Source organism: Bacillus paramycoides (genome assembly GCF_038971285.1).
Taxonomy (GTDB): domain Bacteria; phylum Bacillota; class Bacilli; order Bacillales; family Bacillaceae_G; genus Bacillus_A.
This window is the reverse complement of record NZ_CP152427.1, coordinates 1,655,028-1,672,165: the sequence shown is the minus strand read 5'-3', so window position 1 is coordinate 1,672,165 and position 17,138 is coordinate 1,655,028. Positions and strand designations below refer to the sequence as shown.

The 17,138-nt window shown below is 33.8% G+C and carries 17 protein-coding genes and 1 pseudogene; 5 read left to right on the top strand and 13 right to left on the bottom strand.

What is annotated here, in order from left to right; all coding sequences use genetic code 11:
* Positions 1-2: 2 nt before the first annotated feature.
* Together AAG068_RS08735 and AAG068_RS08730 are read right to left on the bottom strand one after the other, a co-directional pair.
* Positions 3-1,250, bottom strand: coding sequence for a DUF445 domain-containing protein (locus tag AAG068_RS08735; protein WP_342718952.1), 1,248 nt, complete (start codon positions 1,248-1,250; stop codon positions 3-5).
* A gap of 156 nt (positions 1,251-1,406) precedes the next feature.
* Positions 1,407-2,738 carry a D-serine ammonia-lyase gene (locus tag AAG068_RS08730; RefSeq protein WP_342718951.1) on the bottom strand — a complete coding sequence of 444 codons (1,332 nt, stop codon included), beginning with the start codon at positions 2,736-2,738 and terminating at the stop codon, positions 1,407-1,409.
* Between the two features lie 150 nt (positions 2,739-2,888).
* On the opposite strand from AAG068_RS08730, the gene AAG068_RS08725 reads away from it, so the two are divergent.
* Positions 2,889-3,434: a helix-turn-helix domain-containing protein gene (locus tag AAG068_RS08725; RefSeq protein WP_342718950.1), complete on the top strand. Its 546-nt coding sequence runs from the start codon at positions 2,889-2,891 to the stop codon at positions 3,432-3,434.
* Between the two features lie 54 nt (positions 3,435-3,488).
* On the opposite strand, the gene AAG068_RS08720 is transcribed toward AAG068_RS08725, so the two are convergent.
* The 6 genes from AAG068_RS08720 to AAG068_RS08695 form a co-directional block, all read right to left on the bottom strand.
* Positions 3,489-4,169: a prolipoprotein diacylglyceryl transferase family protein gene (locus AAG068_RS08720; RefSeq protein ID WP_342718949.1), complete on the bottom strand. Its 681-nt coding sequence runs from the start codon at positions 4,167-4,169 to the stop codon at positions 3,489-3,491.
* 15 nt (positions 4,170-4,184) lie between these two features.
* On the bottom strand, positions 4,185-4,739 hold the full coding sequence (locus AAG068_RS08715) for a TlpA family protein disulfide reductase (RefSeq protein WP_000733163.1): 555 nt from the start codon (positions 4,737-4,739) through the stop codon (positions 4,185-4,187).
* Between the two features lie 18 nt (positions 4,740-4,757).
* Positions 4,758-5,471 carry a cytochrome c-type biogenesis protein CcdA gene (ccdA, locus tag AAG068_RS08710; protein WP_342718948.1) on the bottom strand — a complete coding sequence of 238 codons (714 nt, stop codon included), beginning with the start codon at positions 5,469-5,471 and terminating at the stop codon, positions 4,758-4,760.
* Positions 5,472-5,524: 53 nt separating this feature from the next.
* Entirely contained in the window at positions 5,525-6,337 is an 813-nt protein-coding gene (locus tag AAG068_RS08705; protein WP_342718947.1) for a M56 family metallopeptidase, read from the bottom strand.
* Position 6,338: 1 nt separating this feature from the next.
* Positions 6,339-6,755, bottom strand: a complete 417-nt coding sequence (locus tag AAG068_RS08700; RefSeq protein WP_342718946.1) for a BlaI/MecI/CopY family transcriptional regulator — start codon at positions 6,753-6,755, stop codon at positions 6,339-6,341.
* A gap of 93 nt (positions 6,756-6,848) precedes the next feature.
* Positions 6,849-7,247: a DUF3942 family protein gene (locus AAG068_RS08695; protein WP_342718945.1), complete on the bottom strand. Its 399-nt coding sequence runs from the start codon at positions 7,245-7,247 to the stop codon at positions 6,849-6,851.
* Between the two features lie 394 nt (positions 7,248-7,641).
* On the opposite strand from AAG068_RS08695, the gene AAG068_RS08690 reads away from it, so the two are divergent.
* Positions 7,642-8,340, top strand: coding sequence for a peptidase E (locus AAG068_RS08690; RefSeq protein ID WP_342718944.1), 699 nt, complete (start codon positions 7,642-7,644; stop codon positions 8,338-8,340).
* Between the two features lie 212 nt (positions 8,341-8,552).
* On the opposite strand, the gene AAG068_RS08685 is transcribed toward AAG068_RS08690, so the two are convergent.
* The gene (locus tag AAG068_RS08685; protein WP_342718943.1) at positions 8,553-9,962 is read right to left on the bottom strand and encodes an MATE family efflux transporter; all 1,410 of its coding nucleotides are present in this window, start codon (positions 9,960-9,962) and stop codon (positions 8,553-8,555) included.
* Between the two features lie 98 nt (positions 9,963-10,060).
* Positions 10,061-10,825: a DUF2087 domain-containing protein gene (locus tag AAG068_RS08680; RefSeq protein WP_342718942.1), complete on the bottom strand. Its 765-nt coding sequence runs from the start codon at positions 10,823-10,825 to the stop codon at positions 10,061-10,063.
* A 645-nt stretch (positions 10,826-11,470) separates the two neighbouring features.
* On the opposite strand from AAG068_RS08680, the gene AAG068_RS08675 reads away from it, so the two are divergent.
* Positions 11,471-11,893, top strand: a complete 423-nt coding sequence (locus AAG068_RS08675; protein WP_342718941.1) for a PH domain-containing protein — start codon at positions 11,471-11,473, stop codon at positions 11,891-11,893.
* Between the two features lie 87 nt (positions 11,894-11,980).
* Here the strand turns inward: AAG068_RS08675 and fumC are convergent, their stop codons facing one another.
* On the bottom strand, positions 11,981-13,369 hold the full coding sequence (gene fumC / locus AAG068_RS08670; RefSeq protein ID WP_342718940.1) for a class II fumarate hydratase: 1,389 nt from the start codon (positions 13,367-13,369) through the stop codon (positions 11,981-11,983).
* Positions 13,370-13,560: 191 nt separating this feature from the next.
* On the opposite strand from fumC, the gene AAG068_RS08665 reads away from it, so the two are divergent.
* Positions 13,561-14,271, top strand: a complete 711-nt coding sequence (locus AAG068_RS08665; RefSeq protein WP_342718939.1) for an SDR family NAD(P)-dependent oxidoreductase — start codon at positions 13,561-13,563, stop codon at positions 14,269-14,271.
* A 16-nt stretch (positions 14,272-14,287) separates the two neighbouring features.
* Positions 14,288-14,646 (top strand): annotated as a pseudogene (locus AAG068_RS08660) (MerR family transcriptional regulator).
* 40 nt (positions 14,647-14,686) lie between these two features.
* Here the strand turns inward: AAG068_RS08660 and nhaC are convergent.
* Entirely contained in the window at positions 14,687-16,090 is a 1,404-nt protein-coding gene (nhaC, locus tag AAG068_RS08655; RefSeq protein WP_000843992.1) for a Na+/H+ antiporter NhaC, read from the bottom strand.
* A 323-nt stretch (positions 16,091-16,413) separates the two neighbouring features.
* Positions 16,414-17,073 (bottom strand): class I SAM-dependent methyltransferase, encoded by a 660-nt coding sequence (locus tag AAG068_RS08650; RefSeq protein ID WP_075310219.1) that lies wholly within the window; start codon positions 17,071-17,073, stop codon positions 16,414-16,416.
* Positions 17,074-17,138: the final 65 nt, after the last annotated feature.

Genomic DNA, 17,138 nt, shown 5'->3' with positions numbered 1-17,138 from the left:
TCTCATATAATCGCTTTAATTCCTTCTAACACTAATCCAATCATAAATCCGCAAACAGCTCCGTTTACTCGGATCCACTGTAAATCTTTACCGACGTTATTTTCAATCATTTCGATTAACGTTTTATCATCTAACTTATCAAGGTTTTCTTGTACAAGTTTTCCGATTTTCGAATGATTCTTTTCCACAAGTGTGACAACTTGTTTTTGTAGCCACTCTTCTATTTTTTGAACAGTTTGTTCATCTTCTTTTATTTTATTCATTTGTGTTTGTAAAAATGGAATAACATATTTATCAGCAAATTCTTCATTTTTCACAAAAGTAATTGCCCTTTGTTGTACTTGCTCCAGCATCTCTTTAATTTTGTCAGTAGCATTCCAATTGGTAATCCATTTTTCTTTCCAATTTTCTAATTCTTGTAGTAACGCTTCATTTTCTTTTACATTTATAATTTCTTGACGAATTTTTGATAATATAAGTTGTCTTGTGCTATTATCTGCATCTTGTAAGCTGTTCATATTGCTAATAATGAATTTCTGCAAAATACCGCCAATTTTATCTTCATCTACAATATTCATAAACGATTTTAAAGTAAACTGTAAAAATCCATCTACTTTTATGTTTTCCATCGCCTTCATACCTAAGCTTCCGAGCTGGTATCGGGCTTCATCTTGCGCTGTCCAATCTTTCACTTTTACTAAAATATAATCAAGTGTCTTTTCATCATATTCTTGCACAACTAATTGATCAACAAGTACTTGTAAAATGTTACTTGTATGAATTGTATGCAAATACGTTTTTAATTCTTTTTCAATAATAACCGCTAACTTTTCTGTATCTATTGTTACAATCGCTTTCTCTGCAATCGTTACAATCCCCTTTTTCACAGCGTCAGACTGCATTTCTCTCTCAGCAATTTGTAGCACCATTTGCGCTAGCTGCATTTCTATTACTTTATTCGTAATACTTTCTTTCGTCAGCCACTCATTTTCTAACGTATGAATGAGTCCTTTCGTTACTCGTTTACGATTTTTAGGTAATAACGCTGTATGCGGAATTGGAATTCCCATCGGATGACGGAATAATGCTGTAACTGCGAACCAATCTGCAAGTCCGCCAACTAACCCAGCCTCAAATCCCCCTTGTATAATCTCTCCAGCTACCGTTCCTTGAAACGGGATAGAAGCAGCAAAGCCTACTCCCATAACCCCAAGCGAAATACCCGCTATATATTTAGTCTGTAATGACATCGTATACACATCCTCTTATTATGTAAAATAAAGCTTTTTTGTTATATTTATTCGATCTTAGTAATCCTTTATATCTATACTATAAAGAACATATGTGAAAATAACAAAGATTTTTATGTACATGAAAAAATGAGGCTATAACTAGCCTCATTTTCCTTATAGTATTAATTCTAAACCTTTCTTATAATACCCATTCATCACATCTTCCGGAACCATACTACCGCCAGTTCCCCACACAATATGAGCACCTTTCTTCATCATCTCTGTTAACTGTTGTTTTTGTAAATACGTATCTTCTTTGAATACTTTCACTGGTCCTATCATACCGGCTAACGCAGAAGGTTCTAAATAAATATTTTCTGTATCTGCTAGTTCCTTCAACAATCTATATAACTCTTCATCACTTACTGTGTAATTACCACTCAAAAATGGTTCCATCGTTTTACCGACAAATCCAGACGGTCTTCCTACCGCTAGTCCATCCGCGTCTGTTACATTATCAATCCCGATATCTTGAACAGCAATTTTATCATGAAGTCCTGTCATTAAACCGAGTAACATGCATGGAGAATGCGTTGGCTCTGCAAAGAAACAGTGAACGTTATCTTTATACAATAACTTTAAACCAAATGCGACGCCGCCAGGTCCGCCCCCTACTCCACACGGAAGATAAACGAATAAAGGATGCTCCTCATCTACTACAATCTCTAACTCTTCTAATTGCTTTTGTAAACGCGACGCTGCTACTGCGTATCCTAAAAATAAATCATGGGAGTTTTCATCATCTACAAAATAACAGCTAGGATCTGCATCTGCTTGCTGACGCCCCTCTTCTACTGCTTTACTATAATCAGCTTCATACTCAATAACGTTTACACCTTTACTTCTTAATAAATCTTTTTTCCATTCTTTTGCGTCTGCTGACATATGAACAGTTACGTTAAAACCTAGTTTCGCGCTCATAATCCCAATGCTTAGCCCTAAATTACCTGTAGAACCTACTGCAATTGAGTATTTCGCAAAAAACTCTCTACATATATCACTATCTAAAATAGAGTAATCATCATTTTCTGTTAACATTCCATGCTGCATAGCTAATTGCTCAGCATGTTTCAGCACTTCATAAATGCCGCCTCTAGCTTTAATTGACCCTGATATCGGAAGCCCACTATCACATTTTAATAGTAATTCTCCTAATATAGGTTTCCCGTAATTTTTCTCTAGAGACTGTTTCATAGTAGGTATCTTTACTAAGGGAGATTCAATAATACCGCCTGTTTCTTTCGTTTCAGGAAACACTTTCGCAATGTATGGTGCAAAACGCTTTAACCTTTCTTCTGCATCTTTTACATTCTCTTCATTCAATGGAGAATCTTTTATTGCCGTTTCATACTTTTCCATATTTGGATTCACCCAAAATACTTCTTCTGTTGCGATTAATTTATTTATTAGTGGGTACTCCTCTTTTACATTCTCTATTCTCTTCATTTCTCTTCCTCCTCATAACCTTGTAGCTTATGATTCAATAAATTATAATTAAATTAATTTTAATATAGTTTAACATAAATTATTCACTTTAGTTAATTTTAATTTAATTTATTTAAATAAAATTTAATAATTAGTAAGGAGCTTTTTATTATGGAAAATATAGATATTGGTAAAAAGATTGAAAAACAAAGAAAAGAAAAAGGCTTAACGAGTAAAGACTTAGCGAAGATGGCTGATATTACACCATCTATGTTAAGTCAAATTGAGCGCGGGTCTGCTAATCCTTCAATTCAAACATTAAAAGTACTCGCTAAAGCGTTAGAAGTTCCAACATTTAGCTTTTTACTTGAAGATACAAATACAGACGATTTAATTGTACGTTCTCATAAACGAAAAAAAATGATTATCGATAATTTATCATATGAATTGTTATCACCTGATTTCACAGGAAATTTAGCAACAGCAATTATGACTGTTCCGCCAAATACAGCTTCATCAGAAAATATACTAGAACATAAGGGTGAAGAATTGGCATTTGTATTAGACGGAACAATTACATTGTATTTAAACGAAGAAGAGTACACTTTAGAAACGGGTGATAGTGTAAAAATACCCGCTTATTTAAAACATAAATGGGTAAATCAATTCGAGAAAAATGCCATTGTTTTATTTTCTGTTACTCCGCCAATCTTTTAATATAAAATAAAAAAGATAGCCACGTATGGACATACTCCATATGTAGCTATCTTTTTACTTTTTCGGCACCAACAAAATTCCTAAACTAATAATAAAGAAGCTCATTATTTGCTGTACTGATAAACCAAATAGAACCGAGTGTTGTTCACTAATAAGCGAAATAATAATATGAGCAACACCCTCAACTATTAGAAAAACACTTATGTTCTTTCCATTTCCGAGTCTTTCATTTTTCATCCATAACAAGCCCATTATACAAAGGGCAAGAATAATCTCGTATGCGAAAATGGGGTGATATAAAAATTTAGATTCATATACTTTCACACCCCAAGGCAGTGTCGTTTGTACGCCTACTTTTTGATGGAATAGAAAATAGAAAACAATACTCATACATAGTGCAATAGGCAATGTATCAAGTAAAATACGAAGCGAAAATTGCTCCTTTTTACTTTTCCAAACAATGTATGCACTCGCAATTACGCATCCTACTATCATATGCTCCATACTTCCTATAGCTAATACTGCTTGCACTGGCGACCTAAAAGCCCATACTGGATTTAAAAACGCCGGTGCAAATTTCCATACAAATACGATGATAAGAAAGGCATTTGTTACTGCATCCATCATTTTTTCATATGGTACACTTTCGTCCTTCATCTTTCTTTTCATTAACATAAATCCAAATAGACTTCCAATGATAAGAGATACGGGTTGTAACCTCACGATCCACTCCATTAATACAAAATCCCCTTAACTCTCAATTAATTTCTTAAATTTCTCTTCTAATTGATCTGGAGGTAATACACCTCGTACTTGCTCTACAATAATTCCATCTTTATTAACAAAAAATGTCGTTGGTAACGAGAATACTTTATAATCTAATCCAGCTACTCCATCCATATCTAGTAAAACAGGAAACTTAAATCCGTGACGATCTGCAAATGCGCTCGCTTCTTGTACCGGATCTCCGATTGTTGCATTTACCGCAAAGATTTCAACATCCTTTTTATATTTATCATACATACGAACTAAGTCAGGTGCCTCCATTTCACATGGACCACACCATGATGCCCAAAAATTAATAAGATACGGTTTACCTTTTGCATCATGTAACGAATACAGCTTCCCGTCTAATCCTTTTAATGTTATGTCTGGTGCTTTAAATCCTACTTGTGGTAATACTTCTGTTTTCTGTAATTCCGCTTGTTTCGCTTTTCTTTCTTTTTCTTCTTTCTTTGAATTATAAAAATTAACTCCGGCCCAAATTAATGCCCCGGCCAGTATAATCGCAATTAGTTTCTTCACTTTTCTTCCTCCCCATTATTAAAAGCCTGTAAATCCACCGAATAGACGAATAAAGAATGCTGTAATTTTCGTCATTTGATTTGTATACAATAAAATCCCTGTTACAATCATCATTCCGCCGCCAATTTTCATCATGACATTGGCATATGTAACGATCCATTTTACCTTCCCAATAAAGAATGCCATCACGAAAAACGGAACCCCAAATCCAAGAGTGTACGCGGTAATATAAAGAAGTGCTCCTTCAGGATTCGTCGCACCAAGCATGAGTACAGCTGAAAATATCGGTCCAACACATGGCGTCCACCCCGCTGCATATGTCATACCGACTATAATCGAGCGAATATATCTAGTCGATTTACTTCTATACTGTACCTTTTTCTCTGCCATAAGCCACTTAGGCTGAAACAAGCCTGTCATAAACAGTCCCATCAAAATAATAAAAATCCCGCCAATTTGTTGAATCAATTTTTGGTTAGATGAAAATGTTATTCCAATCCAGCTTACCGATAAACCTAACGCATAAAATATAACTGAAAATCCGATCATAAAAAATATGGTATGCATAATCGCTGATTTTTGCATCATTCCACGATTTTCTTTTAAATCTTGAATAGACACACCTGTAATATATGATAAATAAGATGGATATAGCGGCAAAGAACATGGTGATATAAATGACAATACCCCTGCTCCAGCTACAAGCCAAATTGTTAAATCTGCTGCATTCATTTTATTCCCCCTAAAACACTACAATAAGTAGTGTTAACTGTTAAAAAAAGAGGCTATATGCACTCTCCGATAATAAGTACAACCGACATACAGAATAAACCTAATGTGACATATACCGAATTCGTATGTAACGGAATAGTAAGTTTAACAACTTTTTCATGTAACACTTGCTCGATTCGTAAATTTATTGCTGTTTTTGCAAATGAAGCTGTCACACATCGATTTTCCATTGTCTTTATTTTAATTAATTTTAATAACGCGCTGCCTAACTCGAATTTAGATTTCATTTTTTGCATTGCATACTTATCTGCAGCTAACTCCTGATACACATGATAGCGCTGCAATAGCCATTTTAATATCGGGATGTAAATCATTCCTTCTGCTAATAACATAAAACAAAATAATTTTAATGGGTCTCGATTCATTTCATGATATTCTTCATGAAAAATAATCGCATCCATTTCTTCATCTGAAAACGTTTGAAGCATCCCTTCTGACATGACAACTTTCGGACGAAATAACCCAATTGTAAATGCCGCAACTTCCTCGGTCGGCAATATATATATTTGTTTTCCTTTTCGAATGAAAGGGATAAGTACTTTTTGTAACTTTTTACTATAGAAAAATTGTCGCCAAATTCTTTTGCACACGATGAATACAGTAAGTAGTAAAAATCCAGCAATTATAATACGAATGAGCGATAATTCCTTCATATGTTGTTCTAACTGGAACAAGCAAAAATTCGAAAGAAAGAACACCTTATTTTGAAACAGAAATGGATATGTAACGTAATACACTAACATACTGAAAAAAAGGGTACTAACAATCACTGCTAACAATACGATTTTACGCATTTGCCATTTCATTTCATTGATCCTCTTTTTTTAACTGATTCAATTTGTCTTCTAATTTTTTTATTAAAGTCGGATCAACCTGTTCTAACTCATCTAGCATATGATTTACAACTAAATCTCCAAATTCCCCCATCAATTCCTGTGTCATTTTCTTCGTTTGATTGGATAAGAATTCTTCTTTTGTTTGTACAGCGCGATATATGCCACTTCTTTTCACAGTCTGTTTTTCTAAGTGTAATTTCTCTACTAACCTGTTCATAACTGTCATTACAGTATTAAAATTCACAGGTGATTCTTCACTTAGTTTTTGCTGCACTTCTTTAATCGTAATACCGTCAGTAGACCAAACAATCTCCATAATCTTTGCTTCAAGCGGTCCAAAGAAATGGTTTAACCCTTGCTCATTTAACTTATAGTTTTGAGTAAACATCGTATAGCTCCTTTCACACTACGAATTGTAGTATAAATGAAATGAAAGGTCAAACGTGAATGCTATAAACTAAAATTCACTCCCCCATTTCATTCACTGTAAACCTAACTTCTCTCCAAATGTTTCAAACAGATACTGCTCTAATATTTGCACACTAAACTTCTCATTACGCCCTAGTGCAAATAATTCCCGATCTTTTGCTACGATCGTATCTAACGGAATAACGACATTATCCACTATTTTTGTAATTTCAATGATGTTACTTTTTACATTTACCTCTGTTTTAAATTCAACATTTTCTAATACGATATGTGAACGTCTTCCTGATGTAAAAAAAGTAAAGTTAGGATTTTTAACAACGCCAATTTCAGCTTCTAACGCATATAAGTAGTGAAAAATTATATCTCTATGTCCATCTTTTATTATTTTTTCATCCTTCTCATCATCTAAGTATTCTTTCACCTTCGCTGCAAACTCAAATCGAAAATCCAACTTTTTCACACTCCCTCTCTGTATTTTTATATTAAATAAATATATTGAAATAATTTTACCATATTGTAATACAAGTTCCTATTAAAAGTAAAAAAACGATTTGTGAAATCTCTATTATTTCCGATTCCTTTTTAAAGTATAAACACTAATTCAATTTGAATTAATGCCTCGTTATATCCATTTAAACATATTGTTTCCATATTTTAAAACAATAGTATGAAATGTTATATATTGATAAATTGTTTCTAATTCATTTTACTATATAGTTATCACCACCTTTACTATTCCGATATATTGAAACTGTATTTTCTACTTATTCATTACATGATAGAAGGAATGTAACTCTCTTCTATCGAATTTTTATATAACGAAAATGATTAGGTGGTGCTTTACTATGAAATTAGCTGTCATTGGTGGCGGTGATTTACAAGATTCAAATCACTCGCCTATTAATGAGCGACTTATAAAATTAACAAATAAACAGTATCCAAACGTATTATTCATTCCTACAGCTAGTCATGATGATGAAAACTATATAAAATTATTTTTAGACACGTTTGAAAAGCAATTACACTGTGAAGTACAAATTTTACGCACTATAATCGATACACCTTCTAACTATGAAATAGACGAAATGATTCAATCAGCTGATTTAATTTATCTCGGTGGCGGGAACTATATTCACATGCTTACAGAATGGAAAGAACATAAACTAGATGAGAAATTATTATATGCTTTGCAGCAAGGAACGCTCATTGCAGGGTGTAGCGCTGGTGCTATGTGCTGGTTCACTTCTAGCATTCGATCAGATTATGAAGGCTCTGGTTATATAGAGAGCAACGGCTGGGGGATTGTGAACAAAAGATTTTGTCCACATTATAATCAATTAAATAGAATGAATGCCTTCCATTCCTTTTTACAAAATCATCAAGGTAATATAGAAGGAATTGCACTAGAGGATAATTGTGCTCTATATATTACAGAAGAATCTTTTGAAATTATCGGTGAACCTGAAAAAGCGTGGGAGTTTTATATGAGTGATAACAAACTCATTAGACAACATTTTGATATTACTTTAAAAAGCTATTTATAAAGTGAAACTTTAATCAGTGGGGGTTTTGTTCATCCTCCCACTGATTATCAGCCCTCACCAATCGGGCATTTACGGTCAGTTGATCTCCTACCTAACTTCTTTGCTCCAGCCGAATTTTAAGGTGGGAGTCTTACTGCCCGGCGAATAGCGGGATAAACTTACACTTACAAAAAATGTCCCTAAGTATAATAACTTAGGGACATTTGCATGATTTAACTCACTAATCGTGTAATTCGTTTCTTCTGCCATGAAAGCTTATAATATGCATACTGTAAAATTAAGCTGACAATAAATGCTGCTGGGTATCCAATCCATATCCCTTCTATGCCAAGACTTGTATGGTAAGAAAGGTAATACGCTACAGGTACTTCAACAAGCCAAATTGATACGACGCCAATAACAGTTGGCCATAATACTGTACCGCTTGCTCGCATTGTCGCACTAATAATTTGCGCATGACCGAAAATTAAATAACTCCATAATGTGATCATAACTAGGCTATGAGCAATTTCAATTGTAGTTTGACTCGTTAAAAATAGTGCTAGAATGTCTCTTGAGAATAAGTAAATAAGAGATATTAGCACACCACCGATGACGTAGTTCATAATAATTCCGGCCTTCACAACTTTCTGCAATCGATCAAATTGGTTTGCACCAATTGATTGTGCAGCAAAAATGGAAACTGTAATACCAAGACTAACAGCTGGCATTTGTACATAACTTGCAACTTGGTTCACAACGCCATAAGCTGCTGTTGCATCCGAACCGTAACGATTTACAAACGCGATTACCGCAATTTCTGATAATGAAACTAATATCATATTAATACTCGCTGGAATACCGAGTCGTAGTAATAGCTTTAATAAACCCCAATCCATTCGAAGATATTTCCTTACTGTACTATCTAATTGTAGTGGGTGATTTTTTTTCTTTAAATACACTAACATGACAATAAACGTAATAACTGTAGAAATAACAGAAGCATAGGCTGCTCCATACACATCTAATTTCGGAGCTCCTAACCATCCAAAAATAAGAATTGGTAATAAGATCATATTTAGCGCTGTACTTACAATTAAAAAGTAAAATGGCGTTTTAGAATCTCCTGTACCTCTCATAAACGTTGTGTATGCAAAATATAAAAATAAGACTGGCATCGATATAAATAAAATACGCGCATAATGAACACTTATATCAATAATATTTTCTGGCGTTCCCATAAGGCGCATAATGTCCATCGCAAAAATACTACCTATTATCGCCAACACAACTCCAATAATAAAGGTAAATGTCAGTGTCGTACCAACGATAGCTTTTAAACGATCTTCGTTTTTAGCTCCAAACGCCTGACCAATTAAAATCGAACTACCTGAACCAATACCAATTACAAATGAAACGAGTAAGAAAAATAGCGGGAAGAATGCTGATATGGCCGCTAAATCATTAACTCCAAGCCATCTTCCTACTACGACCATACCGAATAATTGTCCAACGGATTGTAATACATTACTTAATAGTAACGGTACTAAAAACATGGACATCGATTTCCATATCGGTTTACTCTCACTTTCTAACTTATGTGACTCCGCACCTTCTTTATTGTTATCTATAGGTGGTTTCAAATTTCATTTCTCCTTTTATTAAAAATCTGTTTTTCAACTTACATCTCTTTGTATAGTTGTTATATTGTTGTGCTTCTATTCATTTTTCTCTCCGTATATTATAACTTCACCCAATATTGACTTCCATCATCTGTTCTATCTAAAAAACCGTATTCGATTAAATATCTTCTTAAAGTTACAAAATCCGGGTATACGCTTACTATGATAGTATTTACTTCTTTTTCAGTGTACTTTTTATTACTATCAAACTTCGTCACTAAATGGCGTAATATAATTAACTTACGCTTTTGCTTTTTCGGAAATTTAGAAAGCGGTCCATCTAATCCTTTTGTAAAATGTGCTTTTAATACTTCATCATTTTCTTCCTCTGTAATATTGTAACGATCATCTACCATCGTTGCTGTTCTATGAATCGGTACAAATTTCGTTTGTACTTTTGCTTTTTCTTCTGACAGTTCCATTAACGCTAAAAACACTTTCGCTTGCTTCATTTTCTCTCGAAGTGTAAATCGATGATTTCGAATGGTTGAAGTACTTCCGCCATCCATCTCTTTTACAATCTCTTTATCATTCAGCCCCATATGGAAAAACTGAACCATTTTCTTTTGCAAATCAGTTAAACCAGTGTACTTCTTATCAAGGTTTAATAAATAATCAAACATAGATGTATGTTCATTTTGCACATGCAATTGTACAAACTTCTCTGCTTCATACAAAACTTGATTATCTTGATAAATTACACCCTTAATAAACGTTTCTCCACAAGCTAAACAAATATACTCTTCCGTTTCCTCATCAAACACATACCCTTTTTTCAATTCCTCTACCGACGCATCCCAAAACTTCTCTGAAATATCACTCATACTAAACACTCCTTTAAAATGTTTATTAAAAAACAAACAAATTTCAATATCGTTTATTATCACTTCATCATCTTAACACAATTAAAATAAACTTTTCAATGTTTCGTTTACCTATTTTACAAACTTTTATAAAAATATCTATTAAAAGGGTTTAATACAATGAAAAGCGAATGCGTTTATATAATATAGGATGTGAAATATGCTATTCAATATTTAAATGATAAAGAACTGATTAAACAGAGCACCGGTATTCACTCATTCCAAAACTTCAGCATTCAATTTTAACTACAAAAAGGTATTTCCGTATATGGAAACACCTTTTATCCATTATATATTCTATTTATAACCTCGACTAAAGCCTTACTTGCCTGTACAAATATATGCTTTCGATTTCCATTCTCAACAAATTTATTTGCACAACTACCCATAACCGTCATACAACTAATTATGACTAGCGCTAACTTTCTATTCTTGTAAGTCACTTCATACCTCTCCACTATTACAAAATTCCATGTAAATTTATCCCATCAGGAGATTTTACATGAATAATAAAACGTGTGAATATGCAATTATGCATATTCACACGTTTTATTACGATGTTATGATTTAATTTAGTTAGAGTACACATAAACCGAGGTGACTAACTTGAAATTCAAAGCGAAAAAGAATCCATTTCACGTCATTTTTATTACATTATTTATCACTATTTTTCTCGTTTCGCTATTCTTCCAAAATGAAAGTTCTATTTTTTTCACTCTTATGATGCTATTAAATATCGTAAATCTTTCTTCATTCTATCTCTCCCACTACAACGTAACGGAATCATCTCTTATCGTAAAACATGGTTTCATATTGCGTACTGAAATTCCATTTGAAGATATTCGCCACATTAAATACTCTGGTAAAAAACTTCATTCAAAGAAATGGACTAGACAGCAATTAGAAATCCATTACAATTTATTTGACTCAGTAACAGCTTTTGTACCCCAAGAAGAAGAAAAGTTCATGTCACTCTTAAAAGAAAACTGTCCACATATGAAAGTATTGAATATGCCTGCTAACAAATAATATATTTTGGTACTTGCAGTAATACAAATAGAAAAGATAAATATTAAAGAAGCCAAGACTCTATCATAAGAATCTTGGCTTTGTCTATTATTCTTTCGGAGCAATCATTTTTTTCGGATTGACAATTTCATCGAATTGTTCTTCTGTTAGTAGTCCAGATTGCAGTGCTGCTTCTTTTAGCGTTAACCCTTCTTTATGGGCATGCTTCGCAATTTTCGCTGCATTTTCATATCCGATATGCGGGTTTAATGCTGTAACAAGCATTAAGGAACGATTCACATTCTCTTTAATTACTTCTTCATCTGCTTCAATACCAACTGCACAATTATCATTAAATGAAACAATTGCATCTGCTAATAGATGAGCAGATTGTAAGAAGTTATATGCAATAACAGGTTTAAATACATTTAACTCAAAATTACCTTGGCTCGCTGCAAATCCGATTGTTGCGTCATTTCCCATTACTTGCGCTACAACCATCGTTAACGCTTCACTTTGTGTTGGATTTACTTTACCTGGCATAATAGAGCTTCCTGGCTCATTTGCTGGAATAATAATTTCTCCTAGCCCACTACGTGGACCACTTGCTAGCCAGCGCACATCGTTAGCGATTTTCATTAAATCAGCTGCTAATGCTTTTAACGCGCCATGCGTATATACAACTTCATCATGGCTCGTTAATGCATGGAACTTATTTGGTGCAGAAATAAATTGCTTACCTGTAAATTGGCTAATTTCCTCTGAAACCATCTCACCAAATTTAGGATGAGCATTAATACCTGTTCCAACTGCAGTACCACCAATTGCAAGCTCTTTCATATATGTATTGCTCTCAGCAATCATACGCTCTGTTTTTTCAAGCATACGGTGCCATCCGCTAATTTCTTGTCCTAATGTTAACGGTGTTGCATCTTGTAAGTGTGTACGACCAATTTTTATAATATGTTCAAATGCAGTTACTTTTTCTGCTAGCGTTTCTTTTAATTTCGTAATTGCTGGTAATAAGTGATTTTCTACTGCGATTACACATGCTACATGAAGCACCGTTGGAAAAGTATCATTTGAACTTTGAGACATGTTCACATCATCATTCGGATGAATATGTACGTCAGATCCCTTCTCTTTCAAAATTTGATTCCCACGGTTCGCAATTACTTCATTCACATTCATGTTTGACTGAGTACCGCTACCAGTTTGCCATACGACAAGTGGAAAATGTTCATTCCATTTCCCTGCGATTACTTCGTCAGCTGCTGCTACAATTGCTTCTGCTTTTTCTTCTGATAGCTTTCCTAACTTTTGATTGGTAAGTGCTGCACTTTTCTTTAAAATGGCAAATGCTTTTACAATTTCAAGCGGCATTTGCTCTGTTCCAATCGGGAAGTTTTCTTTACTGCGTTGTGTTTGTGCTGCCCATAATTTATCAGCTGGAACTTTAATTTCTCCTAATGTATCTCTTTCAATTCTGTACTCCATTTTTTCATCCCCTTGAAAATAAAATACCTACATCTATTATAATAACAGACTTTCTCTTAAATGATAAGGATTCTCACTCGTATATGTAGATATTCTATATTTATTTTTAAAAATTCCTCTTGACCTAAACTTAAGTTTAGGCTGTATCCTTTTCTTTGTAACCTACTATAACACTACTGGAGGAATTCAATATGAAAAAATATGCTTTCATAACAGGTGCAAATAAAGGAATTGGATATGAACTCGTTCGTCAATTAGCAGAAAAAGACTATCACGTATTTTTAGGTGCTCGTAATAAACAACTTGGACAACAAGCTGTGGAATCTTTACATGTTTCAAATGTTTCCTATACTCAAGTAGACATTTCTAGTACTCAATCCATTCAAGAAGCACTGAACAAAATCCATGAAACGACTGACCACTTAGATTTATTAATTAATAATGCAGGCGTAGCACTCGACTTCCATACGCTGCCTAGTGAATTAAATATTGAAACTTTACGCCAAGGATTTGAAGTTAACTTTTTTGGAACATTCCAAATGGTGCAAGCCTTTTTACCATTATTAAAGAAATCAAGCAACAGTAAAATTATCAATGTAACAACTGACATGGCTTCCTTAACAATGTTTGCTAATGGTGAAACACATCCAATTAATGCGTTAGGGTATAATTCTTCAAAAACAGCTATTAATGCTTTGACATTAGCTTTTAGTAAAGAATGTAGTACTAACGGTCCAGAAATTTTCGGAGTAACTCCGGGTTTTACAACTACTGACCTTAATGGTAATTCCCCAGGTGGCCATACGACTAATGAAAGTGCTAAAATTATTATTAAATATGCATTAAGTGAAACAAACTATAATGGTAAAATACTAAATAAAGATGGCATTATAACTTGGTAGTAAAAGGATGAATTCTATGTTTTATACGATCGGTCAAGTCGCTAAAATGCAACACTTAACTATTTCTCAAATACGTTATTACGATAAACAAGGACTGTTCCCTTTTCTTCAAAGTTTTGACGAAGAAGCACTGAAATATTTAGAAATGATTTTATGTTTAAAAAACACCGGTATGCCCATTCAAAAAATAAAACAATTTATCGACTGGTCTATGGAGGGAGAATCTACAATCCTTCAACGTTTGAAATTAATGAAACAACAAGAGACCAATGTCTTACAACTCATTCAAGACACTGAAAACAACTTAAAAAGATACAACAAAAAATCGCTAAATATGAGGATGAGATAACTTCTTCAACTCCTATTACAAAATAAAAAATCACCTTCTACATGTTGTAGAAGGTGATTTTTTATTTTATGATGCTTGCTTTCCTTTATCGGCATCATCTACATACCAAATGAATTTGCCTGTATATCCATAAATAACTGCTAAAATTAGCGATACGAAGCTTAACCACATAAACGGAACGTATGAGAACGTTGCTACACCTAAAATACCAGCCATAAAAATACCATTATCAGACCATGGAACCATACCTGAAGTTAACGTTCCACCTACTTCTGAGTTACGTGCTAATACACGTCGGTCTATTTTTAATTTATCATAGCTATCTTCCATAATTTTCGGTGTTAAAATTAGTGATACGTACATTGCACAACCAAATATATTCGCTAAGAATGCCACAATTAATGTAGACAATGTTACATTACCTGCAGAATTTAATTTCTTCTCGAATTTTGATACGATTACTTTTAAAACACCTAGTTTTTCAAGTAATCCACCAAATCCTAAACCGAAAATAATAACGGCTACTGATCCAAGCATACCGTTAATTCCACCACGGTTTAATAACTTGTCCACAAATTCAACACCAGATTGAATTGAGAATCCGTTATACGCTGTTCCAATCGCCTCTCCAAAGTTCATTCCTTGGAAAAGAGTTGCCCAAATTGCACCAATTAAAGCTCCCATTGCAATTGTTGGCATAGATGGTTTCTTCATTGCTAATAGTACGATAACAATGACCGCCGGAACAAGCATCCATATTTTAATATCAAATTGCTTTAATAAAGCTTCTTTTAAAAACTCTACTCGATTTAAATCTACATTATCGCCGCCATACATCCAACCAGCTACAGTAAACATAATGCTAGTAATAATGTAAGCCGGAACGTCTAATACGAGCATAGCTCGAACGTGAGCAATAACATCTACTTTTGCCATAGAAGCTGCCAGAACTGTACTATCCGAAAGTGGTGATAATTTGTCGCCGAAATAAGCTCCTGAAAGAACTGCACCAGCAACAAGTGGAAGTGGTAATCCAAGCCCTTCACCAATCGCCATCATAGCAATACCTGCTGTTCCAACTGTTCCCCATGATGTTCCTGTCGCAATAGAAGTGATTGAACAAATAATTAATGTTGCTAATAGGAATATGCTAGGGTGAATAAACTCTAATCCATAATAGATTAATGTTGGTACTACGCCACCAGCAATCCATGTTCCAATTAAAGCACCTACTGCAACTAAAATCAGTATTGCTTCTAATCCGTTAGAAATCCCTTTCGTAATTGCATCTTGCAATTCTTGATAACGAAATCCTAATCTTAATCCAAGCGCAATTACTAAAAACCATGAAATAAACAGCGCTAATTGAATTGGGAGATCAAAAATCGTTTGGAAGGAAAAGACAACAGCAAGAAATAGTAATAAAAGAACTATGATTTCTAGCATCGATGGTAATCTTACACTTTTCATTTTTTTCTCTCCTTACAAGTCGATAACATGACGTGTGTCGTCTTACATGTATGTAATATACAATTAGCGAAGACAAAACAAAATTTTCATATTATTTCGATTTATTTTTCCAGTATAATATAACACCTTTTCTATTGTAAAAGTAGATGTTACTTTTCGCAATGGAAAATATAAAAAATGTTACATTTTTATATAGAACAATCCGAAATAACTTTTTTACTATTTGCCACAACAAAATTTTTTACTATTATCCTCACCTTTTAAGGACTACCATTTTTCTCCACAAAAAAGCACACATCATAAAAATGATGCATGCTCCACTTTTATTTATACATATTTTGTATTTCTTCTTTATTTTTAAGTATTCCCACAAACTTATCACTACAACCTTTCGGAAATAATACTCCAAGCCCATATGAATGTTCAAATTGAAAATGAGGGTATTTTGCCTTGACCTCATCCCAAAATTTATACACGCCGAAGTTTCGATTTTTCACCTCAATATCATGAAATAACACGATACCGTTATTCGCAAGTTTCGGTAACCATGTTTTATAATCATGAGAAACTGCTTCATACGTATGGTAGCCATCAATATGCAACAAATTTATCGTTCCATCTTGAAACTGATCCACAGCCTCATCAAAAGTAGATCGAATTAAATTACCTATACTAGGATAGCTCATTTTCACCACTTTATCTACGATTTGAAAAACACCTTCTCCATATGGACCTGTATGCCCATCTCCTGTCCAAGTATCTACAGCAAAACATTTTGTAGGTAACCCGCCATCTTTTACCCCTTGACAAAAACTGAAAAAAGAAGCGCCTAGATGTGTGCCTAGCTCAACTAATATTTCTGGCTTTTCAAATCTTACTAAATCATATGCGAACTCTAAATGCCCAATCCACGCAGTATTCGCACGAATAAATGGACTATAATTATCAAATTCAAATGTTGGTTTATGAGTAACCCAGTTCATCGCGTATCTCCTTCTACACATATTTTTAACAAACCAAATTACTCTTATCTTTATTTTTTTATCGT